Below are 20,577 nucleotides of genomic sequence, written 5' to 3'. Positions count from 1 at the left end.
CTCCTAGGGGAGGGCACGGCGGGGGCGGGGTTCGCCGGGCCCCCGCCGCGCGGCGGGGGCTCTCAGGCGGCGCGGCCGACCAGCTCGTAGCCGGCCTCGTCGACGGCGGCGCGCACCTGCTCGTCGTCCAGCGGGGCCGCGGCGAGGACGGTGACCGTGCCGGCCTTGGCGTCGGCGGAGACCTCGGTGACGCCGTCGAGGGCGGAGAGCTCCTTGCTGACCGAACTCTCGCAGTGTCCGCAGCTCATGCCGGTGACGGTGTAGGTGACGGTGCTGGACATCCTGGCCTCCGGAAGGTCGGTACGGCCGCGAGCGTACGCCCGGGCCCGGCTGATAACCACACCATACCCCTAAGGGGTATTCCGTAGGGATACGGATCGTGTGGTGTGGATCGCATTCCGGTTGGCGCTCGGGTGTCGCCCGGACCTCGGCCGGTGCGCGCTCCGAGAGCAGAGCGTAGGCGCCCGGACACGCCGCGCTCGAAACCGCGCCGTGACATGGGCGGATTCGACTGCCGGGAGGGTCCGCGAGGGGCCCGGGAGCGCGAACGGGCCGGGGGTGCACGGGTGGGCGTACTGCCCGTCCGTTATGTTCGATATGTGTCACCGATCCGCCGCCGCGCCCAGTCGCCGTCCGTCCCGACCGGCGTCGGGCAGCCACCGGCCAGGCGGCGCAGCGCGCTGCTCGCCGTCGACCTGCTCGGCCTCCCGTTCTGGCGCCGGGCCACTCCCGCGCTGATCGCGATCGTGCTGGTCGGGATCGCCGACCTGTACTCCGGCCAGGACCGCTACCTCGCGCCGCTGATGACTGTCGTCCCCAGCATCGCCGCCCTCACCCTGCGGCCGCTCGAACTGCTCGGCGTCTGCTCGGTCGGCCTGCTCACCGTCTTCGGCCTCAGCCACTACGACCAGGTCGACAACATCAACGACGCCCGCTTCCTGTGGGGCGCGATGGTCAGCTACGTGCTGCTCTCCGTCTTCTCCGCCTGGGTCGCCAGGATCCGGATGCGCCGGGCCGCCGCCTACGCGGCGGTCAGCTCCGTCGCGGAGGCCGCGCAGCGCGCGCTGCTGCGGCTGCCCGGACCGGTCGTCGGGCCGCTGAACCTCGCGGTGCGGTACGTCTCCGCCGCCGACGCCTCCAGGATCGGCGGGGACCTCTACTCCGTCCTGGAGACGCCGCACGGCACCCGGGTCGCGGTCGGTGACGTGCGTGGCAAGGGGCTCGGCGCGGTGCAGACCGCCGCCGTGGTGCTCGGCGCCTTCCGGGAGGCCGCGTACGACGAGGCAGGGCTGCGCGGGGTGGCCGCCCGGATCGAGGCCAGCGTCGAGCGGCACGTGCCGGACGGCGAGTTCACCACCGCGCTGTTCGCCGAGTTCCGCCGGCCCGGCGTGGTGCAGCTGCTCCAGTACGGGCACGTGCCGCCGATCCGGGTGGACCCGGACGGCCGGGTGCACGTCCTGGAGGCGCCCGACCCGTGGGTGCCGCTCGGCCTCGGCCGGCTGGCCCACGGCGAGCCGAGCACCTGGGACCAGCCGTTCGGGACCGACGACGTGCTCGTGCTCTGCACGGACGGCGTGATCGAGGCCAAACACCGGCACAGCGGCGTGTTCTACCCGCTCGCCGAGCGGGTCGGCCCGCTGGTGCGGGGCGCGGCCCGCTCCGCGGCGGAGCTGGAGGCGGCGGTCGGGCGGGTCTACGCCGACCTGCTGGCGCACACCGGCGGCGAACTGCGGGACGACGCGCTGCTGCTGCTGATCACCCGCACGGACACGGCCTGAGGCGCACGCCGGCCTCCGGCTCAGAGCGCCCCGGAGGCGAGCGGGCGGCCGGCGGCCTCGGCGAGGGCGCGGAAGAGCAGGGCGGTGGAGGTGGCGCCCGGGTCCTGGTGGCCGGTGCTGCGCGGGCCCAGGTAGGAGGCGCGGCCCTTGCGGGCCTGCAGCGGCACGGTCGCCAGGGCGCCCCGCTCGGCGCCCTCGGCCGCGGCCGCGGTGGCCTCCGGCAGGCCGGCGCCGGTGGCGACCGCCGCCCGGTAGGCGTCCAGGGCGGGCGTCCAGGCGTCCACGATGGTCTTGTCGCCGGGTTCGGCCTTGCCGAGCTCCCGCACCGCCCGCAGGCCGGCCGCCAGCGCCTCGCCGAGCCCGGCCGCGTCGGCGGGTGCCTCGCCGGGCTGCGGCAGCGCGGCGCCGATCGCCCGGAACGCCTTGCCGTAGAGCGGGCCGGAGGCGCCGCCGACCTTGGAGATCAGCGTGGTGCCGGTCCTGGTCAGCAGTGCGCCGGGCCCGGCGGGGGCCGGGGCGTCCGGCGCGTCCAGGGCGGCCAGCACGGCGGTGAAGCCGCGCCGCAGGTTGCTGCCGTGGTCGCCGTCGCCGATCGCGGAGTCCAGCTCGGTGAGCCGCCCGTGCTCCCGCTCGACGGCGGCGGCCAGCGCGCGGACCCAGGCCTCGGCGAGGCGGGTGTCGACGTCCATGTCGGTGCTCCTGTTCGGCCGGGTCAGCCGCGCTTGAGGGCGGGGGTGTCCACCGGGGCGTCCCACAGCTCCAGCAGCGGGCCGTCGGCCTTGGTGAGGGTGAGCGAGAAGCCGGCCATGTCCAGGCTGGTCACGTAGTTGCCGACCAGGCTGCGGGCCACCGTGATGCCCTGCTCGGCCAGCCGGGCGGCGACCTCGCCGAAGACGATGTACAGCTCCATCAGCGGCGTCGCGCCCAGGCCGTTGACCAGGGCGATCACCTCGTCGCCGGCGGTCAGGTCATGGTCGGCGAGGATCGTCTCCACCACCTCGGCGACCAGTTCGCGGGCCGGGCGCAGCCGCTCCCGGCGCCGGCCGGGCTCGCCGTGGATCCCGACGCCGACCTCGATCTCGTCCTCGGCCAGCTCGAAGCCTGGCTTGCCCGCCGCCGGCACGGTCGCCGCGCTCAGCGCGATGGCGAAGGAGCGGGAGGCCGCGTTGACCCGCGCGCCGAGGGCGGCCACCTCGTCCAGCGGCGCGCCGCGCTCGGCCAGCGCGCCCGCGATCTTCTCCACCAGCACCGTCGCTCCGGTGCCGCGCCGTCCGGCCGTCCAGGTGGAGTCCTCCACGGCGACGTCGTCGTCGACCAGCACCGTGCGGACCTCGACGCCCTCCTCGGCGGCCAGCTCCGCGGCGAGTTCGAAGTTCATCACGTCGCCGGTGTAGTTCTTGACGACGAACACCACGCCCGCGCCGGAGTCCACGGCCTTGGCGGCGGCCAGCATCTGGTCCGGGACGGGGGAGGTGAACACCTCGCCGGGGCAGGCCGCGTCCAGCATGCCGGGCCCCACGAAGCCGCCGTGCAGCGGCTCGTGCCCGGACCCGCCGCCGGAGACCAGCGCCACCTTGGGCGCGGCCGGCCGCACGGCCCGGGTGATCACCCGGTTGGTGAGGTCCACCGCCAGCTCCGGATGGGCGGCGGCCACCCCGGCCAGCGCGTCCTCCAGGACGGTCTCCGCGTCGTTGATGAGCTTCTTCACGGCGTACGCGCTCCCCTCGGCAGACGGTGCTGCCCCGACGCTACGCCAGACGGGGGGTCGGGGCACGGAAACCGACACGCCGGGAGTGACTCACCCGGGTGGAGCACACGCTCTAGGGTCGGCGGTATGAGTGGACACGTGGGCATCGTTCTGGTCTCGCACAGTGCGGCGCTGGCCGGCGGGTTGAAGGACCTGCTGGCCGAGCTCGCCTCGGACGAGGTGCGGGTGGTGGTGGCCGGTGGGACCGAGGAGGGCGGGCTCGGGACCAGCTACGAGCTGATCGCGCGGGCCGTGACCGAGGCGGACGGCGGGGCGGGGGTCGCGGTGCTGCCGGACCTCGGGAGTTCGGTGCTGACGGCGGTGACCGTGCTGGAGGACGAGCCGCGCCCCGGCGTGGTGCTGGTCGACGCGCCGTTCGTGGAGGGGGCGGTGGCCGCGGCCGTGACCGCCTCGACCGGGGCCCCGCTGGCCGAGGTGGTGGCGGCGGCCGAGGAGGCGCGCGGCTTCCGCAAGCTGTGACGGCTCATTTGGCGTCGGCGTAGCACTCCACCACGGCGGTGCTGAGCGGGAACCGCACCGGGGTGTCGCCGAAGACCAGCCGGCGGGCCTCGTCCGCCGCCGCGTCGACCAGCGCCGCCACCTCGTCGGCCAGGTTGGCCGGGGTGTGCACCATCACCTCGTCGTGCTGGAAGAACACCAGGTGCGGGCGGTCGGCCGCGGTGGCCACCGGGAGTTCGGCGAGCCGGCGGCGCAGCGCGGCCAGCAGGGCGAGCGCCCAGTCGGCGGCGCTGGCCTGGATGACGAAGTTGCGGGTGAACCGGCCGCGGGCGCGGGCGGACCGGCCGCCGGCGTCGCCCGCCGTCTCGGGTGCCTCGGTGAGGTCGAGGAAGTCGGCCGAGGCGGGCGGGCAGGGGCGGCCCAGCCGGGAGGCGACCACGCCGCCGTCCTCGCCGGTGCGGGCGGCGGCCTCGACGTAGCCCATCGCGGCCGGGTAGCGGCTGCGCAGGGTGGCCAGCAGCGGGCCGATGTCGCCGCTGGTCTGGCCGTACATGGCACCGAGCAGGCCGAGCTTGGCCTTGTCGCGGTCGCCGTGGAAGGCGGTGGCGGCCAGTGCCTCGTACAGGTCGCCGCCGGCGGCGGTACGGGCCAGCCCGGCGTCCCCGGAGAGCGCGGCGAGCACCCGCGGCTCCAGCTGGGCGGCGTCGGCGACCACCAGCAGCCAGCCCGGGTCGGCGACCACGGCGCGGCGCAGGATGCGCGGGATCTGCAGCGCGCCGCCGCCCCGGCTGGCCCAGCGGCCGGAGACCACGCCGCCGACCACGTACTCGGGGCGGAACCGGCCGCCGCGGGCCCAGGCGTCCTGCCAGGCCCAGCCGTGCGCGACGTGGATCCGGGACAGCTCCTTGTAGCGGACCAGCAGCCGGGCCGCCGGGTGGTCGATCGTCTTCAGCTCCCAGGAGCGGGTGGAGCCGAGCGGGATGCCGGCGTCGGCGAAGGCGCGCAGCACCTGGCTGTGCGAGTCGGGGTTGAACGGGCGCCCGCCGAGCGCCCGCTGGAGCTCGACGGCGAGTTCGGCGAGCAGCCGGGGCTGGGTGCCGGGGACGGTGGGGCGCGGGCCGAGCAGCTCGGTGAGCAGCCGGTCGTGGACGTCGACGCTCCAGGGCAGGCCGTCGTGGGCCATCTCGGCGGCGGCGAGCGCGCCCGCCGACTCGGCGGCGGCCAGCAGCCGGAACCGGGCGCGGGCGGCCGGGTCGGTGATCGCGGCGAGCCGGCGCTGCTGTTCGGCGTGCACGGCGACCACGGCGGCCAGCGGGTCGGTGCCGGGCGGCAACTGGAGCCGGTCGGGGGCGAACAGGGTGTCCTGGCCGTCGCCGGCCTCGGCGGAGCCGGGCTCGGGCAGATCGGCGGGGACCGGCAGACCGCGCAGCCGGGCCCAGCCGGCGCCGAGCGAGCGCGGGGCGCCGAACCGGCCCTCGTGGGCGAGCAGCAGCGCCTCGACCAGCCGGAGGTCGTGGCAGCGGGCGAGCCGGTCGGGCAGCCGGGGGAGCAGCGGAGCGTACCCGGAGTCGGCGGCGGCCCACACCCATCGGGGGTGCTCGGCGGCCTCCCGGGCGGCGACGGCGGCGGCGAGGTCGGCCGCGGGTTCGGACGGGCCGAGCGGGGCGCCGGCGTCGTCGAGCGGCTGGAGCCGGCCGCCGGGGCCGTGCGGATCGGGGGCGAGGGCGATCCGGGGTGCCATGGGGGGCTCCTCCTCCCGTGCGGGCGCTGTTCGGGCTCGGTGCGGACTGTGGGTGGGCTCTGCGTGCGGACTCCGGTGCGGACCGTGGCCCGGCCGGGCCGTCCGGGGGCGTACGGTCGGCCGGTGTCGACGGTAGCGGGAGGGTACGACAACCGGAGCCGCGCCGTCCGGAGCGGGCCGCGGGACGCCCCCCGGCGCGTGCCGCCGCGGGTGCGCCGGACGGTGCCGGAAAGGGTGTGGGCAGCGCCGATGACAGCGCGTAAGGTCGGCGAAATGACCGAGAACCCGTTCTTCAGGCCCAGCACCCTGGCCTACGAACTGCCGCCGTTCGCCGAGATCCGGCCGGAACACTACCTGCCCGCCTTCGAGCGCGGGATGGCCGAGCAGCTCGCCGAGATCGCCGCGATCACCGCCGACCCGCAGCCGCCGACGGTCGAGAACACTCTGCTCGCGCTGGAGCGCTCGGGGAGGCTGCTGCACCGGGTCAAGGTGGTCTTCGAGAACCAGTCCGCCGCCGACACCACCCCCGAGGTCGACCGGATCGACGCCGAGATCAGCCCCCGGCTGGCCGCCCACCGGGACGCGATCCACCTGGACGCCGCGCTGTTCGCCCGGATCGAGGAGCTGCACGCCGGCCGCGCCGAGGCGGACCTCGACCCGCAGACGCTGCGGCTGCTGGAGCGCCGCCACACCGCGTTCGTCCGAGCCGGTGCCCGGCTGGGCGCCGAGCAGCAGGCCCGGCTGCGCGCGATCAACACCGAACTGGCCGCCGCCTCCTCGGAGTTCCGGCAGAACGTGTCCGCCTCCTCGCAGGCCGGGGCGCTGGTGCTGGACTCCGCCGAGCAGCTGGCCGGCCTCTCGGCCGACGAGATCGCGGCCGCCGCCGAGAACGGCCGGGCGCTCGGGCACCCGGACACGTACGTGCTGAGCCTGAAGAACTTCTCCAACCAGACCGAACTCGCCTCGCTGACCGACCGCTCGGTGCGCGAGCGGCTGCTCGCCGCCTCGCTGGACCGCGCCGCCGACACCAACGGCCCGCTGGCGATCCGGATGGCCGCGCTGCGCGCCGAGCGGGCCCGGCTGCTCGGCCACGACACCCACGCCGCCTACGTGGTGGCCGACGAGACGGCCGGCACCGTCGAGGCGGTGGACGCGCTGCTCGCCCGGCTGGTGCCGCCGGCCGTGGCCAACGCCCGCCGGGAGGCCGAGGAGCTGGCCAAGGTCGCCGCCGCCGACGGTGTCGAGGAGATCGCCGCGCACGACTGGGCGTACTACTCGGAGCAGGTCCGGCAGACCTCGTACCAGGTGGACGCGGCGGCGCTGCGCCCCTACTTCGAGCTGGAGCGGGTGCTGCGGGACGGCGTGTTCTTCGCCGCCGGCCTGGCCTACGGGGTGACCTTCACCGAGCGGCCGGACCTGGTCGGCTACCACCCGGACACCCGGGTCTTCGAGGTGTTCGACGCGGACGGCTCGGCGCTGGGCCTGTTCCTCGGCGACTTCCACGCCCGGGCGTCCAAGCGCGGCGGCGCCTGGATGGACGAACTGGTCAGCCAGTCCGGTCTGCTGGGGCAGCGGCCGGTGGTCTACAACAACCTGAACATCGCCAAGCCGGCGCCCGGCGAGCCGGTGCTGCTCTCCTGGGACGAGGTCCGCACGCTGTTCCACGAGTTCGGGCACGCGCTGCACGGGCTGTTCTCGGACGTCCGCCACCCGTACGTGGCGGGCACGGCGGTGCCGCGGGACTTCGTGGAGTTCCCCTCGCAGGTCAACGAGATGTGGATGGTGTGGCCGGAGGTGCTGGCCAACTACGCCCGGCACCACGAGACGGGCGAGCCGCTGCCGGCCGAGCTGGTCGAGCGGATGGCCGCGGCGGAGTCCTTCGGACAGGGCTTCCGGACCGTCGAGTACCTGGCGGCGGCACTGCTGGACTGGGCCTGGCACACCCTGCCGGAGGGTCAGGAGATCGGGGACGCCCGGGAGTTCGAGGCGGCAGCGCTGGCCGGGGCCGGGCTCGCGGTGGCGGCGATCCCGCCGCGCTACCGGACCACCTACTTCGGGCACATCTTCGCGGGCGGGTACAGCGCGGGCTACTACGCGTACATCTGGTCGGAGGTGCTGGACGCGGACACCGTGGAGTGGTTCAAGGGCGACGGCCGGAGCGTGCGGGAGAGCGGCGAGGTGTTCCGGCGCGAGCTGCTGGCGCGCGGCGACAGCCGGGACGCGCTGGACTCCTTCCGCGCGGTGGTCGGACGCGACCCGGAGACCGGGCCGCTGCTGGCCCGTCGCGGGCTGGTCTGAGCCCGGGCGGCCGGTCCGGCTCTCGGGGGCGGGTACGGCCCGGCGGCACGGTCGGTGCCGCCGGGCCGCGCCCACGCCTCAGCGCGGCTCGACGGTGACGGTGACCGGGGTGCCCGGGCGGGCGTGCGGCAGCCGGACCCGGACCCGGCCGGCGCGCTCGCCGCTCGGCTGCCCGACCTCGGCGAGGGCGCCGTCCGGTCGGACGGTGACCCTGGCCCCGGTGGGGAACCCGGCCGCGGGCAGGGCGAGTTCGGTGGACCGGCCGGTGCCGTCGGCCTGCCAGCGGACGGTGTGCCGGGTGCCGTCCGCGCCGGTGCGGACGGCGCTGCCGGCGACCGCGACGGGGTACGGGCCGAAGGCGGGTCCGTCGCCCGGGGCGGGGCGCCCGGTGGGGTCGAGCACGCAGTAGCCGCCGTTGCCCCGGCACCAGTACCACATCGTCCAGCCGGCCGCGAAGCCGTCCATCGCGTCGACCTGGCGGCGCACCAGCAGGGTGTTGCCGGGGGTGCGGGAGTCGGGCGGGCCCCACTCGCCGACCAGCACCGGCAGCCGGTGCGCGGCCGGGTAGGCGGTGACGGCGGCGGTGTAGCGCTCGACGAAGCCGCCGGACGGGTCCCAGTCGGCGCCGGACTCGACGGCGGTGTCGTAGAAGTGCGGTGCGTAGCCGAGCCGGGGCGCGCCCGGTCGCGGGTCGGTGAAGCCGGGCAGCCGGGTCGGGACGCCCTGGCCGACCAGGACCGTCGGTTCGACGAACAGCCAGGCGCGGGCGTCCGCTCGGCGGACGGCGGCGATCAGCCGGCGGTACATGGCGGCGAGCCGGCCCTGCTCCAGTTCGGCGGCGGAGCGCTCCAGCACCTGGGGGTCGGCCGGGTCGCCGTCCACCGGGCCGAACGGCTCGTTGAACAGGTCGTAGCCCAGCAGCGAGCGGTGGCCACGCAGTTCGCGGGCCAGCCGGGTGTAGAAGTCGGCCTGCCGGGCGCGCAGGTCGGGGTCGTCGTAGAGGTGCCGGAAGGCGGCCTGGATGGCGGGCTGGAAGTAGCCGGCGAACCAGTCGTCGGGGTCCGCCTCGAAGGGCAGGCCGTCGTCGCGGGTGGCCCAGGGCGGGATGCCGTTGCTTCCGCCGACGAACCGCGGGCCGAAGACGTCCTGGTGGAAGTCGACCAGGACGAGCACGCCGTAGCGGTCGGCCCAGCCGAGCAGCGCTTGCAGCCTTCGCAGTTCGGTGGGGTCGAGGGGGCCGCGGACGGGCTCCAGCCTGGTCCAGGAGACGGGCAGGCGGATCAGCGTGAAGCCCTGGGCGGCGATGGACCGGACGTCCCCTTCGGTGGCCTCGGCGTACTTGTCGAGGTTGAAGCCGCGCAGCTGGAGCCGGCGGCCGGCGGCGTCGGTGAGGTCGGTGCGGCCGTCCGGGGCGGTGGCCGTTCCGGTGGGGAACGCCGGTGCGGGGGAGGGGGGTTGGGCCCGGGCCGGGACGGTCGGGAGGGCGAGGGCGGCGGCGAGCAGGAGGGTGGCGGCGGTGCGGCGGGGGCGCATCGGGACCTCCGGGGCGGGCGAGGGTGGGGCCCGATGATGCCGGGGCGGGCACGGCCGCCACAAGAGCGCGGCGCCGGGCGGCCGTTCGAAGACCCGCCCGGCGGCCCTGGGCCGGTGGCCCTCAGTCGGTGGACTCCGGCGCCGGGCCGGCGGGCAGGACGGCGCTCGGCAGGTCGGCGGCGGCGGCCAGCCGGCCCCAGAGCAGGTCGGCGAGGGCCTGGACCATCCGGGTGCGCGAACAGGGCCGGGACTCCAGCCACCAGTCGCCGGCCGCCAGCACCATGCCGGTGATGGCCCGGCCCCAGGCCTCGGCGAGCAGTTCGCGGTCGGCGCCGAGGTCGATCTGGGCGGCGACGGCCCGGGTGATCTCCTCGGCGATCTGCTGGAGCGCCGGGGCGAGCGCGTTGCCCGCGCCGCTGGGGTCGCCCGGCTCGGGGTGGGTGAGCAGCCGGTAGACCTGCGGGCGGGCCTCGATCCCGGCGAGGTAGGTGTCCAGCACGTGCTCGACCCGGTCGCGGCGCTCCAGCGGTTCGGCGAGCGCGGCCCGGACGGCGGCCAGCAGCCCGCCGGTGTGACGCTCGGTCAGGGCCCGGACCAGGCCGTTCCGGTCGCCGAAGTGCCGGTAGAGGATCGGCTTGGTGATGCCGGCCTCGGCGGCGATGGCGTTCATGCTGGCGCCCGGGCCCTCGCGCTGGATGACCCGGTCGGCGGCGTTGAGCAGCTGTTCCCGGCGGGGCTCTGGATCCATGCGCGGTTCCCTCGTTTCGTGCGTACGGGCGTTGACACCGGTTACCAAGCAGTAGCAGACTCCGACGATGTTACCGGTGGTAACACCCCGGTCGGTCGCACCCTTCCTCGGAGGCCCCCACCCATGAGCACCTTCTCGCTGGACCCGGGTCCGGACCAGATCGCCGTCCGCGACTGGCTGCACGGCTTCGCCGCCGACGTGCTGCGGCCCGCCGCCGCCGAGTGGGACGAGCGGGAGGAGACCCCCTGGCCGATCATCCAGGAGGCCGCCAGGATCGGCGTCTACTCGCTCGACTTCTACGCCCAGCAGTACTTCGACCCCTCCGGCGTGGGCATCCCGATCGCCATGGAGGAGCTGTTCTGGGGCGACGCCGGGCTCGGCCTGTCGATCGTCGGCACCACCCTCGCCGCCGTCGCGGTGCTCGCCAACGGCACCGACGAGCAGATCGGCACCTGGGCGCCGCAGATGTTCGGCACCCCGGACGACGTCAAGGTGGCCGCGTTCTGCTCCTCCGAGCCGGACGCCGGCTCCGACGTCTCCGCGCTGCGCACCCGGGCCCGGTACGAGGAGGCCACCGACGAGTGGGTGCTGAACGGCACCAAGACCTGGGCCACCAACGGCGGGATCGCCGCCGTGCACGTGGTCGTCGCCACCGTCGACCCGGCGCTCGGCGCGCGCGGGCAGGCCTCCTTCGTGGTTCCGCCGGGCACGCCCGGCCTCGGCCAGGGCCAGAAGTTCAAGAAGCACGGCATCCGGGCGTCGCACACCGCCGAGGTGGTGCTGGACTCCGTCCGGGTGCCCGGGCACTGCCTGCTCGGCGGCAAGGAGAAGCTGGACGAGCGGCTGGCGCGGGCCCGCGAGGGCGTCCGCAAGGGCGGGCGGAACGCCGCGATGGCCACCTTCGAGGCCTCCCGGCCGGCCGTCGGCGCGCAGGCGATCGGCATCGCCCGGGCCGCCTACGAGGTGGCGCTCGACTACGCGAGGACCCGGGTCCAGTTCGGCCGCCCGATCATCGACAACCAGGGCGTGGCCTTCCAGTTGGCCGACATGCGGACCCGGATCGACGCGGCCCGGCTGCTGGTGTGGCGGGCCTCCTGGATGGCCGCCACCCAGCAGCCGTTCACCGCGGCCGAGGGCTCGATGTCCAAGCTCTACGCGGGCGAGACGGCGAAGTGGGTCACCGCGCAGGCGATGCAGATCCTCGGCGGCAACGGCTTCACCCGGGAGTACCCGGTCGAGCGGATGCACCGGGACAGCGCGATCTACTCGGTCTTCGAGGGCACCAGTGAGATCCAGCGGCTGGTCATCGCCCGAGCGATCTCCGGACTGCCGATCCGCTGACCGCCGCCGCTCCTGCGGGCCGCCGCCGGCGGGTGACCGCTGTGGGGTGGCCGCTGTCGGGTGACCGCTGTCGGGTGACCGTTATCGGGCGGCCCAGAAGGTGAGCCCGGCCGAGAGGGCGCCCACCGCCGTGCCGACGACCGTCTGCGCGACGGTGTGGTCCCGCAGCACCACCCGGGACCAGCCGATCACCGCGACCGGCGGGAGCAGCAGCAGCCACCACGGCCCGAGCGCGACGGCCAGGCAGACCACCGCGCCGCTCGCCACGGCGGTGTGCACGGAGACCTTCCACCAGGCGGTGATCACCAGGATCGGGACGAGCGAGGCGAACATCGCCAGCACCACCGCGGTGAGGTCGCGCGGCGCGTGGGCGAGGAACATCCCGGTGAGGCCGATCGCGACCGAGACCATGATGAGCGGGAAGAGCGTCAGGCGCCGGCTGCGGCTGCCGACGTGCCGGTCGTCCACGGTGCCCCGGCGCATCCCGTACTGGATGAGCAGGGTCGGGATCACGGCGGTGAAGAGGGCGGCGAACGCCGCCCAGGCGAGGCCGGTCCAGCCGTAGCGGGCCCCGCCGAGCAGGAGCAGCATCGCGATGATGACGTTCTTCGGCTCCAGTCCGTCGGTGATCCGGCGGGCCCAGGACGTCGCGGGCGTGGGGGCGGTCATCGCGTGGTGCTCCAGGGGATGGCGGTGGGTCGGTCGTATTCGATCGGGTGATCGTACCGACCTGCCCTGCGCCGCCGTCCCCCGGTGAGGGCTCGGAACGGATGCGGGCGCGGAACGGACGAGGGTTCAGAACCGGGGCGGGCGGCGTTCGAGGAAGGCGGCGAGGCCCTCGCGGACGTCCGGCGTCTCGCGCGAGCGCCGCTCCCAGGGGGCGAGCGCGGCGGCGGCCTGCTCCGGGGGGACGGCCAGGGCGGCCTTGACGGCGCCGATGGTCTGCGGCGAGCGGGTGGTCAGCAGCCGGGCGAACTCCAGGGCCGCCGCGTCCAGTTCGGCGGCCGGCAGGACGCGTTCGGCCAGGCCCAGCGCGGCGGCCTGCGGCCCGGGCAGCAACTCCCCGGAGAACAGCAGGTACTTGGCGCGGGCCGGGCCGACCAGCCGGGCCAGCCGCAGGGTCGGCACCGCCGGGTAGACCACGCCCAGCTTGGCCGGGGTGATGCCGAGCCGGGCGTCCTCGGCGACGAACCGCAGGTCGCAGGCGAGCGCCAGCTGGCAGCCGCCGCCGACGCAGGCGCCGTGCACCACGGCGAGGGTCGGGTGCGGGAACGCCGCCAGCGCCTCCTCGGCGGCGACGTTGACCGCGTGGTAGGCGTCGGCGCGGTCCGGATCGCCGTAGACACCGGCGAGTTCGTCGATGTCCGCGCCGGCGCTGAAGGTGCCGCCGGCGCCGGTGACCAGCAGGGCGCGCACCCCCGGTTCCCCGGCGAGCCGCTTCAGCACCTCGGGCAGCGCCTGCCAGATCGCCAGGGTGACGGCGTTGCGCCGGTGCGGGCGGTCGAACTCCAGGACCGCGACGCCGTCCTCGCCGACATGGGCGTTGAGGCCGTCGGTCCCGGTGGGCAGCGGGGCGCGCTCGCGGGTCAGCAGCGGCCGGGTGGCCATGGGCACCTCCGGGAGGGTGTGGGTGCGGACACTCTCGCAGAGCGCGGCGGTGCCGGTCAGGGCCGGGTGGCGCCGTAGTCGCCGAGTCCGCGCTCGACCAGCGCGAAGGCCCGGTGGGCGTCGGCGAGGGCCTCGGGCAGGACGTCCGCGGCCCGCTCGCCGGCCAGCATCCGGCGCTGGTTCTTCTCCGTCAGCATCAGCCGGATGCCGAGCAGCTGGGAGGCGGCGGCCTTGGCGGTCAGCGGGTCGTGCTCCGGGTCCTGGGCGAGCAGTTCGGCGGCGAGTTCCGCACGGGCCTTGGCGTCGAAGCCGGCGGACGCCCGCAGCGCCAGCACCGGGGTGCGGTGGATCAGCCGGATCACGTCGATCACCTGCTGCTGGTCGCTCAGCCCGGTCGCGGGGTCGAAGGCGGCGAGCGCGGCGACGTAGTGGGCGTGCAGTGCGGCCACCGCCGGGACCGCGGGGTCCTTCTCGCGCATGACCCGGGCCGGCTCGTCGATGTGCTGCTCCATCGGCCCGAGGACGAGGTCCTCCTTGGTCGCGAAGTAGTTGAAGACGGTCATCTTGGAGACCTCGGCGGCGGCGGCGATCTCGGCGACCGAGACCTCGTCGAAGCCGCGCTCGGTGAACAGCGCGATGGCGGTCCGCCAGATCCGCAGTGCGGTCTGCCGCTTCTTCCGCTCCCGCAGGCCCAGCCCGGCCTCGTCGCCGTCCCCGCCCTGCGCGCTTCTCGTCATGGGAAGACTGTACCAGGGACAAAGATGTACCGGGCTTAAGAATTGACCGAGTCAAAAAATCCTGCCATCGTGGTTCCGCGCCGCCGAACCGGCTCGGCGCCGGGCCGTCAGCTGCCCGAACTCCGCTTTTCCCGGGGGGACTTGCGATGGACACGAGGGAGCCGGCAACGGCCTCGATGACGGAGCCCCAGCGCCGGCTGGGCATGCTGCTCTGCCTGGTCACGATCATCCTGGCGGTGCTCGACATGAACATCGTGTCGGCCGCCACCGTGCCGATCGTCCGTGACCTCGACCCGGTGCACGGCGTCGACCGGATGCCCTGGCTGGTCAGCGCGTTCGCCCTGGCCACCACCGCGCTGCTGCCGCTCTACGGCCGGCTCTGCGACGTCTACGGGGCCGGCCGGACGCTGATCGGCGCGGTCGGCACCTTCCTGCTGGGCTCGGCGCTCTGCGGGGCCGCCCAGTCGATGGGCCAGCTGATCGCCTTCCGGGTCGTTCAGGGCCTCGGCGGCGGCGGACTGATGAGCGTGACCATGGTGGTGATGGCCCAGCTCAAGGACCCGGACGAGAAGAACGGCGGCAGGGGCGGCGCGGTGGGCGGCATCGTCGCCGGCGGCGGCATGGCCGTCGGTCCGCTGATCGGCGCGCTGCTCGCGGAGCACCTGAGCTGGCGCTGGATCTTCTACGTCAACCTGCCGATCGGCCTGCTCGTCCTGGTCGGCGCCGCGCTGGTGCTGCGGCTGCCCGCCTCGGCCGGCCGCCGGGGGCTGGACTTCCCCGGCGCGGCGCTGGCCGCCGCCTTCGCCACCGGCCTGCTGCTGGTCACCGAGTGGGGCGGCAAGACGTACGGCTGGACGTCCCCGCAGCTGCTCGGCCTGGCCGCGGCGACCCTGCTGGCGCTCGGCCTCTTCCTGTGGCGGCAGGCGACGGCCGCCGAACCGGTGCTGCCGCTCTCGCTGTTCCGGATCCCGGAGATCCGGATCGGCTTCGCGGTGCAGGGCCTGGTCGGCATGGGCCTGACCGGCGCGATCATGTACGTGATGCTCTACCTGCAGGTCGCCCGGGGCATTGCCGCGACCTCGGCCAGCCTCTTCCTGCTGCCGATGGCGGTCGGGATGACCGCGATCGGCCTGGTGGTCGGCCGGCTGACGGCGCGCGGCCGGCCGGTCCGCACGGTGCTGGCCGCCGGTTCCGGCTGCACCGCGGCGGCGCTGCTGCTGCTCGGGCTGAGCGGGCCGGGGACGTCGCTCTGGCTGGTGGGGGCCGAGCTGGCGCTGCTGGGGGTCGGGCTCGGCCAGCTGATCGGTCACCTGATCACCGTCGTCCAGCTCGCGGCGCCGCCGCACCAGTTGGGCGTGGCGACCACCGGCATCCGGTTCTTCCAGACGCTGGGCGGTGCGCTGGGGGCGGCGCTGTTCGGCACCGTGCTGGCCCGGGTGTTCGAGCGGTACGAGCCGGGCGTGCCGCTGGGGGCGGTCGGCGCCCTGAGCGGCGCGGCCCGGGAGCACGCGGTGACCGGGTTCGTGGGCGCGGTGGACGCCGTCTTCCTCTCGGCGGCCGGGGTGATGGCGCTGGCGGTGCTGCTCACGCTTCGGCTGCGGAAGCCGGCGGCGCCGGCGGAGCCGGTGTCCGGGGAGCCGGCGCCGGCCGCCTGAGCGGGGCACGGGCCGGGGGAAGCGGGGGCCGGGGGAAGCGGGGGAGCGGCGGGGTCGGGTGGGTTGTCCACCGGCCCCGCCGCCGCGCCGTCAGGAGGCTGGGGCGCCCTGCGGCTTCCACTCGTGGGTGAGCAACGACCAGACCTCGCCGTCGTGGTGCACGCCGCCGTGCAGGTAGCTCTCCCGCATGACGCCCTCCAGCGTGAAGCCCAGGCGCTGGGCCACCGACCGGCTGCGGACGTTCTCCGGCCGGTTGTGCCACTCGATCCGGTGCATGCCCCGGACGGTGAAGGCGTAGTCGATCAGGTGCCGGACGGCGGTGGTGACCAGGCCGTGGCCCTGGCCGGCGGGCTCGGTCCAGACGCCGATCTCGCAGTTGCCGCTCTTGGCGTCGAACTGCACGAACATCACGCCGCCGACCAGTGTGCCGTCCAGCCAGATGCCGTAGAGGCGGGCACTGTCGGCGGCCTGCCGGTCGGCGTAGCGCTGCAGCACCGCGCGGGCCGAGTCGAGGTCGGTGGCCAGGGCGGCCCAGCCGATCCAGGCGTCGATGTGGGCACGGCCGCGCTCGATGTGCTCCAGGTACTCGGGTGCCTGCCAGGGCTCCAGCGGGCGGAGCTCGGCGTTCTCGGCGAGGGGGACGGCGAACATGGGCGGGCCTTTCGCGGCGGGGTCGGTGGTGCGGCGGTGGTGGTGCGGTGGTCGTGGTGCGGGCGGCGGTGCGGCCGGTGCCTCGGACATCCGTAACAAACGTTTGGTACGTAAGATAACCCCATGACACCCGCCCGTGGAGATCACGAAGCCCGCCGGACCGAGGTCTCCGAGGCCGTCTGGCGGGTGCTGTCCACCCGGGGTTTCGAGGGGCTCACGCTGCGTGCGGTGGCCGCCGAGATGGGGGCCACCACCGGGCTGTTGACGCACTACTTCCCCAGCAAGAAGGCGCTGGTCGCGCATGCGCTGGAGGTACTGGACCGGCGCTCGCTGGCCCGGCCGCGGCGGCTGGCCCCGGCCGACGGGGCGGCGCCGCCGCCCGAGGGGCTGGCGCGGCTGCGGGCGGCACTGCTGGACGTGCTGCCGCTGGACGAGCCGGGCCGGGCGGGCAACCGGATCTGGGTGGGCTCCTGGGATGTCGCGCTGGCCGATCCGGAGCTGGCCGGGGCGCACGCCGCGCGGTACGCGCGGGCCCGCGGCATGCTGGCGGAGTGCGTGGAGGCCGCCCGGCGGCTCGGCGAGCTCCCGGCCGGCCCGCCGGCGGCCGAGGTCGCGGTGGCGGCGCAGGCCTTCGTCCTGGGACTGGTGGTGCAGGCGCTGTTCGCCCCGGCGGAGTTCCCGGCGCGGCGGCAGACGGAGTTGGTGGACGCCTACCTGGCGCGGCTGGCGGCGGGCGGGGACGCCGACGGGGACGCGGGCGGTTCGTCGGCGTAGCGCGCACCGGTCCGGTGTTTCCGGTACCGGAATTCCCCGCTCGGGTCTTTTCGGGGAGTGCATGACACGGATGGTCACGGGTTATGCGCGCTCGGTGCCGGGCGGAAATGCGCACGGTGCGCGAAGTGCGCGGAGTGCGCGGCGCCGTGAGGGCGCGGTGTCGGGTGGTGCCCCCAGCAGGATTCGAACCTGCGACCTACCGCTTAGAAGGCGGGTGCTCTATCCGCTGAGCTATGGGGGCGGGACGGGCGGCGCCCGGACGGGCGCGACCGTTGCCGGGATGGATCGGGCGGTGGGCGCGTGGCGCCCGCTGTCCGTCCCCGTACCGTGAGGGTGGGGTGTGGGCGTTGGCGGGTCCCTGCCCTGTCGGGGACAGGATAAGGGTGTCCCGTTCCTCGGCCGGGTGTTGCGACACCGTCGCTGGTGTGTCGGCCTCGGTGGAGCGGTCCGATAATCGCAGGTGAAGGCCGTGAGTGCAGCGGTCTGGCGGTGTTCCGCGCCGGACGTTGTGCACTCGTTACGGGGCTGTCTGCCCACCCGTTATGGATTCGGCACGGAGAAAGCGCCGCGGCCGAGGCCGGCATCGACGCGGGTGGGGGGCCGCATTCGGGTTCGTTCGGTCGGATGACGTGCGCGGACGGTCCTCGGGGCCACCCCTGGGGGTGTCCCGGGGCGGCGGGGCGGGCCGGAGATTCTTGTCATGGCCCCGCAGGGTATGGGTGTGATGGTCGCACAAAGGCTGAAATTCACCCCTGCGGGCGACATGGGTTTTCCACAGGTCCGAGTTGTCCACAGGATTTCGGATCTCCCTGGTGCGCATTTCCCGGGAAGCGCACTCTCAACGCGCACCGGTCGATTCCGTACGGTGCATCCGAGAGAGCGGAGCGTGTTGTGAACGAGACCCAGGTGACGGTGATCGGGAATGTCGCCACCGAGGTGACGTACGCCCAGACCCCCGGCGGGGTGCCGGTCGCCAACTTCCGCCTGGCGTCGACCGAGCGGCGCTACGACCGGACGCGGGACGGCTGGGTCGACGGCGAGACGCAGTGGGTGACGGTGACGGCCTGGCGGGCGCTGGCGGGCCATCTGATCGATTCGCTGGCGAAGGGGGACCCGGTGGTGGTGAGCGGGAGGCTGAGGGTGCGCGAGTGGTCGGAGGGGGAAGTGAAGCGGAGCCGGGTCGAGATCGACGCGCGATCGGTCGGACACGATCTGAGTCGCGGCACGGCGCGGTTCAGCTGGGCGCCGGGTGCGCGGAACGGATCCGCGGCCGGATCCCCGGGCGGTTCCCCGGGTCGGGCGGCCGCGGGACCGGCCGGCGGGGCGGCGGGGTCGGAGGAGTCGTCCGGGGCGGGCGGGGCGGCGTTCGGTGAGGCGGTGCCCGGGTGGATCGTGGACGCCCTGCGCGGTCGGCGGCCGGCCGGGGTGGCCGTCGGCGCGGTGGCGGAGGGGGAAAGCGGGGGTGATGCCTAGCACCCGGCGAGATGTCGGGCGGGGCGGTATCACTGTCGACAAATATGCGAATCGAGAAGGGCGTTGCCACCCGCACGCGCAATCCCGTTCCGGTTAGCGGAATGATCCCGAATTTCTGGCTGTCCGTCAGCTTGTGGAGACACCGAGAGGGTTGATAACGATTCGGATACGGTATCGTCCTAATTTCGCATGGGGGTTTCCGGGCCTCTGACGCTTCATAGGATGCGTCTGGTTCACATCGTGAAGCAGCGCCACAGGGGGCGCGGCAGGCAAGGCGGGCTGCCCATCGGCATGGCCCGGCCCGGAGGGATCCCAAGATGTTGCAGAGGCAGGGGCGGACGCTTCCCCGTATCACTACTGTCATGCTCGCGACCAGCGTTGCGCTGGGCGGGGGCCTGTTCGCGGCCGGTGCGGCGGCTGCGGCGGACGCCCCCGGCGGGGCCGTCACGGCGGTGATCAAGCCGACTCTGATGAGCGAGGAGATCGCCATCGAGGGCAGCCACTCCATCCAGGGCGGCCTCTTCACCCTCACCACGCCCGACGGCGAGATCAAGACGTACTGCATCGACATCGACCACCCCGTCGACATCAAGAGCGGCGTCGAGTACCAGGAGTCCGACTGGAAGTCGAGCTCGCTCGGCCGCCCGGACAAGGCCGAGGACGCCTCCAAGATCCGCTGGATCCTGGAGAACTCCTACCCGCAGGTCACCGACCTCAAGAAGCTGGCCGTCGACGCGGGCGTCAAGGGCGAGCTGACCCCGGAGGACGCCGCCGCCGGCACCCAGGCCGCGATCTGGAAGTTCTCCGACGGCAAGAACGCCACCCCGGTCGACGCCGAGGCCAGGCAGCTGCGCGACTACCTCGTCAGCGAGAAGAACAAGGGCATCGCCGCCGAGCCCAAGCCCTCGCTGAGCCTCACGCCCGACTCGGCGTCCGGCAAGCCGGGCAACAAGCTCGGTCCGTTCACCATCAACTCCAGCGCCAACGAGGTGAAGCTCGCCGTCGGCGGCGACTCCGCCGACAAGGTCAAGCTGGTCGACAAGGACGGCAAGGAGGTCAACGGTCTGACCGGCCCGGTCGCCAAGGACACCCAGCTGTTCCTGGACGTGCCCGCGGGTACCCCGGACGGCACCGCGACCGTCAGCGCCTCCGCCGAGACCGTCGTGCCCAGCGGCCGGGTCTTCCTCAGCAAGGGCTACACCCCCGCCAAGCACAGCCAGACCATGATCCTGGCCGGCTCCACCAAGCTCGGCGTCAAGGACGCCACCAAGGCCACCTGGCAGGCCGGCAAGGGCCCGCTGATCGACAGCACCGCGGTCGTCGAGTGCGTCGCCAACGGCGTCAAGGTCTCGGTCGCCAACGGCGGCGACGAGGCCGCCGTGGTCTCGGTGAAGCCGGGCAAGGACCTCACCGTCCAGCCGAACAAGATCGAGGCCCTGGTCGTCAAGGTCGACGAGGACACCGCCTACGACATCACGGTGACCGGCCCGAACGGCTTCAACAAGAACTTCAAGGGCATCCTGGACTGCAAGACCGCCAGCGTGACCACGCCGAGCCCGTCCGCCACCCCGACGACCGCCAAGCCGTCGACCCCGGCGCCGACCAGCCCGGCCCCGACCACCACCACCGCCAAGCCGGTCACCCCGAGCGCCACCCCGTCGGCCTCCGCCACCACCACGGCCGCCCACCCGGCGCCGCCGGCCACCACGGCGCCCGCCGCCACCGGTGGCCTGGCCCAGACCGGTAGCAGCGACGCCACCCCGGTCATCGCCGCCGTCGCCGGCGGTCTGGTCGTGGCCGGCGGTGCCGCGGTCTTCCTGCTGCGCCGCCGCCGCGGTGGCAACGCCGCCTGAGGCACGATCCGGAGCACGGCCCGGAGCACCGCCCGGCAGGGCGTGATCCGGTGACACCCGGCCCGGGGGCCCCCCCCCCCCCCGAGCGGGGGGCCCCGGCCCCCCCCCGGGGGGGGGCCCCCCGCCCGGGGCCCGCCGGCGGGGGAACCGCCGGTGGGGGGGCGCAAACGGGGGGGGGCAA

At 74.6% G+C, this 20,577-nt stretch carries 18 protein-coding genes and 1 tRNA gene; 8 read left to right on the top strand and 11 right to left on the bottom strand.

Annotation, left to right across the window (positions count from 1 at the left end):
- Positions 1-62: 62 nt before the first annotated feature.
- Positions 63-281, bottom strand: coding sequence for a heavy-metal-associated domain-containing protein (locus ACFVUH_RS20225; RefSeq protein WP_387914693.1), 219 nt, complete (start codon positions 279-281; stop codon positions 63-65).
- Positions 282-599: 318 nt separating this feature from the next.
- Between ACFVUH_RS20225 and ACFVUH_RS20220 the strand changes: the two genes are divergently transcribed.
- Positions 600-1,778, top strand: coding sequence for a PP2C family protein-serine/threonine phosphatase (locus ACFVUH_RS20220; RefSeq protein WP_387914691.1), 1,179 nt, complete (start codon positions 600-602; stop codon positions 1,776-1,778).
- Positions 1,779-1,798: 20 nt separating this feature from the next.
- On the opposite strand, the gene dhaL is transcribed toward ACFVUH_RS20220, so the two are convergent.
- Positions 1,799-2,467, bottom strand: a complete 669-nt coding sequence (dhaL, locus tag ACFVUH_RS20215; protein ID WP_387914690.1) for a dihydroxyacetone kinase subunit DhaL — start codon at positions 2,465-2,467, stop codon at positions 1,799-1,801.
- 23 nt (positions 2,468-2,490) lie between these two features.
- Complete coding sequence (gene dhaK, locus ACFVUH_RS20210; RefSeq protein ID WP_387914688.1) at positions 2,491-3,486, bottom strand: dihydroxyacetone kinase subunit DhaK; 996 nt, start codon at positions 3,484-3,486, stop codon at positions 2,491-2,493.
- Positions 3,487-3,612: 126 nt separating this feature from the next.
- On the opposite strand from dhaK, the gene dhaM reads away from it, so the two are divergent.
- Positions 3,613-4,005, top strand: coding sequence for a dihydroxyacetone kinase phosphoryl donor subunit DhaM (dhaM, locus tag ACFVUH_RS20205; protein WP_355368589.1), 393 nt, complete (start codon positions 3,613-3,615; stop codon positions 4,003-4,005).
- A 4-nt stretch (positions 4,006-4,009) separates the two neighbouring features.
- Here the strand turns inward: dhaM and ACFVUH_RS20200 are convergent, their stop codons facing one another.
- Positions 4,010-5,725, bottom strand: coding sequence for a bifunctional 3'-5' exonuclease/DNA polymerase (locus ACFVUH_RS20200; protein ID WP_387914686.1), 1,716 nt, complete (start codon positions 5,723-5,725; stop codon positions 4,010-4,012).
- Positions 5,726-5,998: 273 nt separating this feature from the next.
- On the opposite strand from ACFVUH_RS20200, the gene ACFVUH_RS20195 reads away from it, so the two are divergent.
- Positions 5,999-8,023 carry a M3 family metallopeptidase gene (locus ACFVUH_RS20195; RefSeq protein ID WP_387914684.1) on the top strand — a complete coding sequence of 675 codons (2,025 nt, stop codon included), beginning with the start codon at positions 5,999-6,001 and terminating at the stop codon, positions 8,021-8,023.
- Between the two features lie 78 nt (positions 8,024-8,101).
- Here ACFVUH_RS20195 and ACFVUH_RS20190 read toward each other — a convergent pair whose 3' ends face one another.
- Together ACFVUH_RS20190 and ACFVUH_RS20185 are read right to left on the bottom strand one after the other, a co-directional pair.
- Entirely contained in the window at positions 8,102-9,556 is a 1,455-nt protein-coding gene (locus ACFVUH_RS20190; protein ID WP_387914682.1) for a cellulase family glycosylhydrolase, read from the bottom strand.
- 121 nt (positions 9,557-9,677) lie between these two features.
- Positions 9,678-10,304 carry a TetR family transcriptional regulator gene (locus ACFVUH_RS20185; RefSeq protein WP_387914680.1) on the bottom strand — a complete coding sequence of 209 codons (627 nt, stop codon included), beginning with the start codon at positions 10,302-10,304 and terminating at the stop codon, positions 9,678-9,680.
- A gap of 123 nt (positions 10,305-10,427) precedes the next feature.
- On the opposite strand from ACFVUH_RS20185, the gene ACFVUH_RS20180 reads away from it, so the two are divergent.
- Positions 10,428-11,645 (top strand): acyl-CoA dehydrogenase family protein, encoded by a 1,218-nt coding sequence (locus tag ACFVUH_RS20180; protein ID WP_355368579.1) that lies wholly within the window; start codon positions 10,428-10,430, stop codon positions 11,643-11,645.
- Positions 11,646-11,726: 81 nt separating this feature from the next.
- On the opposite strand, the gene ACFVUH_RS20175 is transcribed toward ACFVUH_RS20180, so the two are convergent.
- From ACFVUH_RS20175 to ACFVUH_RS20165, 3 genes are all read right to left on the bottom strand, one after another.
- A complete protein-coding gene (locus ACFVUH_RS20175; protein ID WP_355368577.1) occupies positions 11,727-12,314 on the bottom strand; it encodes a hypothetical protein in 588 nt (195 codons plus the stop codon).
- A 126-nt stretch (positions 12,315-12,440) separates the two neighbouring features.
- Positions 12,441-13,253 carry an enoyl-CoA hydratase/isomerase family protein gene (locus tag ACFVUH_RS20170; RefSeq protein ID WP_387914705.1) on the bottom strand — a complete coding sequence of 271 codons (813 nt, stop codon included), beginning with the start codon at positions 13,251-13,253 and terminating at the stop codon, positions 12,441-12,443.
- 56 nt (positions 13,254-13,309) lie between these two features.
- The gene (locus ACFVUH_RS20165; protein WP_355368575.1) at positions 13,310-13,990 is read right to left on the bottom strand and encodes a TetR family transcriptional regulator; all 681 of its coding nucleotides are present in this window, start codon (positions 13,988-13,990) and stop codon (positions 13,310-13,312) included.
- A gap of 146 nt (positions 13,991-14,136) precedes the next feature.
- On the opposite strand from ACFVUH_RS20165, the gene ACFVUH_RS20160 reads away from it, so the two are divergent.
- Entirely contained in the window at positions 14,137-15,645 is a 1,509-nt protein-coding gene (locus ACFVUH_RS20160; protein ID WP_387914679.1) for an MFS transporter, read from the top strand.
- A 90-nt stretch (positions 15,646-15,735) separates the two neighbouring features.
- On the opposite strand, the gene ACFVUH_RS20155 is transcribed toward ACFVUH_RS20160, so the two are convergent.
- Positions 15,736-16,296 carry a GNAT family N-acetyltransferase gene (locus tag ACFVUH_RS20155; protein ID WP_387914678.1) on the bottom strand — a complete coding sequence of 187 codons (561 nt, stop codon included), beginning with the start codon at positions 16,294-16,296 and terminating at the stop codon, positions 15,736-15,738.
- 123 nt (positions 16,297-16,419) lie between these two features.
- On the opposite strand from ACFVUH_RS20155, the gene ACFVUH_RS20150 reads away from it, so the two are divergent.
- Positions 16,420-17,070 carry a TetR/AcrR family transcriptional regulator gene (locus ACFVUH_RS20150; RefSeq protein WP_387914677.1) on the top strand — a complete coding sequence of 217 codons (651 nt, stop codon included), beginning with the start codon at positions 16,420-16,422 and terminating at the stop codon, positions 17,068-17,070.
- 165 nt (positions 17,071-17,235) lie between these two features.
- On the opposite strand, the gene ACFVUH_RS20145 is transcribed toward ACFVUH_RS20150, so the two are convergent.
- Positions 17,236-17,311: transfer RNA gene (locus ACFVUH_RS20145), tRNA-Arg, on the bottom strand.
- A 650-nt stretch (positions 17,312-17,961) separates the two neighbouring features.
- Here ACFVUH_RS20145 and ACFVUH_RS20140 point away from each other — a divergent pair.
- On the top strand, positions 17,962-18,543 hold the full coding sequence (locus tag ACFVUH_RS20140; protein WP_387914676.1) for a single-stranded DNA-binding protein: 582 nt from the start codon (positions 17,962-17,964) through the stop codon (positions 18,541-18,543).
- A 362-nt stretch (positions 18,544-18,905) separates the two neighbouring features.
- Positions 18,906-20,396 (top strand): Cys-Gln thioester bond-forming surface protein, encoded by a 1,491-nt coding sequence (locus tag ACFVUH_RS20135; RefSeq protein WP_387914675.1) that lies wholly within the window; start codon positions 18,906-18,908, stop codon positions 20,394-20,396.
- Positions 20,397-20,577: the final 181 nt, after the last annotated feature.

The sequence above is a fragment of the Kitasatospora sp. NPDC058032 genome (assembly GCF_042885845.1).
In the GTDB taxonomy this organism is placed as follows: Bacteria; Actinomycetota; Actinomycetes; order Streptomycetales; family Streptomycetaceae; genus Kitasatospora.
Note: the sequence above shows the minus strand (reverse complement) of the source record. Positions and strands in the feature narration are given on the sequence as shown.

What these genes read in the sequence shown, in the direction of transcription:
- dhaL (WP_387914690.1), bottom strand. Translation starts at nt 2,467, where the DNA reads ATGGACGTCGACACCCGCCTCGCCGAGGCCTGGGTCCGCGCGCTGGCC.
- ACFVUH_RS20195 (WP_387914684.1), top strand. Translation starts at nt 5,999, where the DNA reads ATGACCGAGAACCCGTTCTTCAGGCCCAGCACCCTGGCCTACGAACTG.
- ACFVUH_RS20170 (WP_387914705.1), bottom strand. Translation starts at nt 13,253, where the DNA reads ATGGCCACCCGGCCGCTGCTGACCCGCGAGCGCGCCCCGCTGCCCACC.
- ACFVUH_RS20155 (WP_387914678.1), bottom strand. Translation starts at nt 16,296, where the DNA reads ATGTTCGCCGTCCCCCTCGCCGAGAACGCCGAGCTCCGCCCGCTGGAG.
- ACFVUH_RS20160 (WP_387914679.1), top strand. Translation starts at nt 14,137, where the DNA reads ATGGACACGAGGGAGCCGGCAACGGCCTCGATGACGGAGCCCCAGCGC.
- ACFVUH_RS20165 (WP_355368575.1), bottom strand. Translation starts at nt 13,990, where the DNA reads ATGACGAGAAGCGCGCAGGGCGGGGACGGCGACGAGGCCGGGCTGGGC.
- ACFVUH_RS20175 (WP_355368577.1), bottom strand. Translation starts at nt 12,314, where the DNA reads ATGACCGCCCCCACGCCCGCGACGTCCTGGGCCCGCCGGATCACCGAC.
- dhaM (WP_355368589.1), top strand. Translation starts at nt 3,613, where the DNA reads ATGAGTGGACACGTGGGCATCGTTCTGGTCTCGCACAGTGCGGCGCTG.
- ACFVUH_RS20200 (WP_387914686.1), bottom strand. Translation starts at nt 5,725, where the DNA reads ATGGCACCCCGGATCGCCCTCGCCCCCGATCCGCACGGCCCCGGCGGC.
- ACFVUH_RS20150 (WP_387914677.1), top strand. Translation starts at nt 16,420, where the DNA reads ATGACACCCGCCCGTGGAGATCACGAAGCCCGCCGGACCGAGGTCTCC.
- ACFVUH_RS20180 (WP_355368579.1), top strand. Translation starts at nt 10,428, where the DNA reads ATGAGCACCTTCTCGCTGGACCCGGGTCCGGACCAGATCGCCGTCCGC.
- ACFVUH_RS20135 (WP_387914675.1), top strand. Translation starts at nt 18,906, where the DNA reads ATGCTCGCGACCAGCGTTGCGCTGGGCGGGGGCCTGTTCGCGGCCGGT.
- ACFVUH_RS20185 (WP_387914680.1), bottom strand. Translation starts at nt 10,304, where the DNA reads ATGGATCCAGAGCCCCGCCGGGAACAGCTGCTCAACGCCGCCGACCGG.
- ACFVUH_RS20225 (WP_387914693.1), bottom strand. Translation starts at nt 281, where the DNA reads ATGTCCAGCACCGTCACCTACACCGTCACCGGCATGAGCTGCGGACAC.
- ACFVUH_RS20190 (WP_387914682.1), bottom strand. Translation starts at nt 9,556, where the DNA reads ATGCGCCCCCGCCGCACCGCCGCCACCCTCCTGCTCGCCGCCGCCCTC.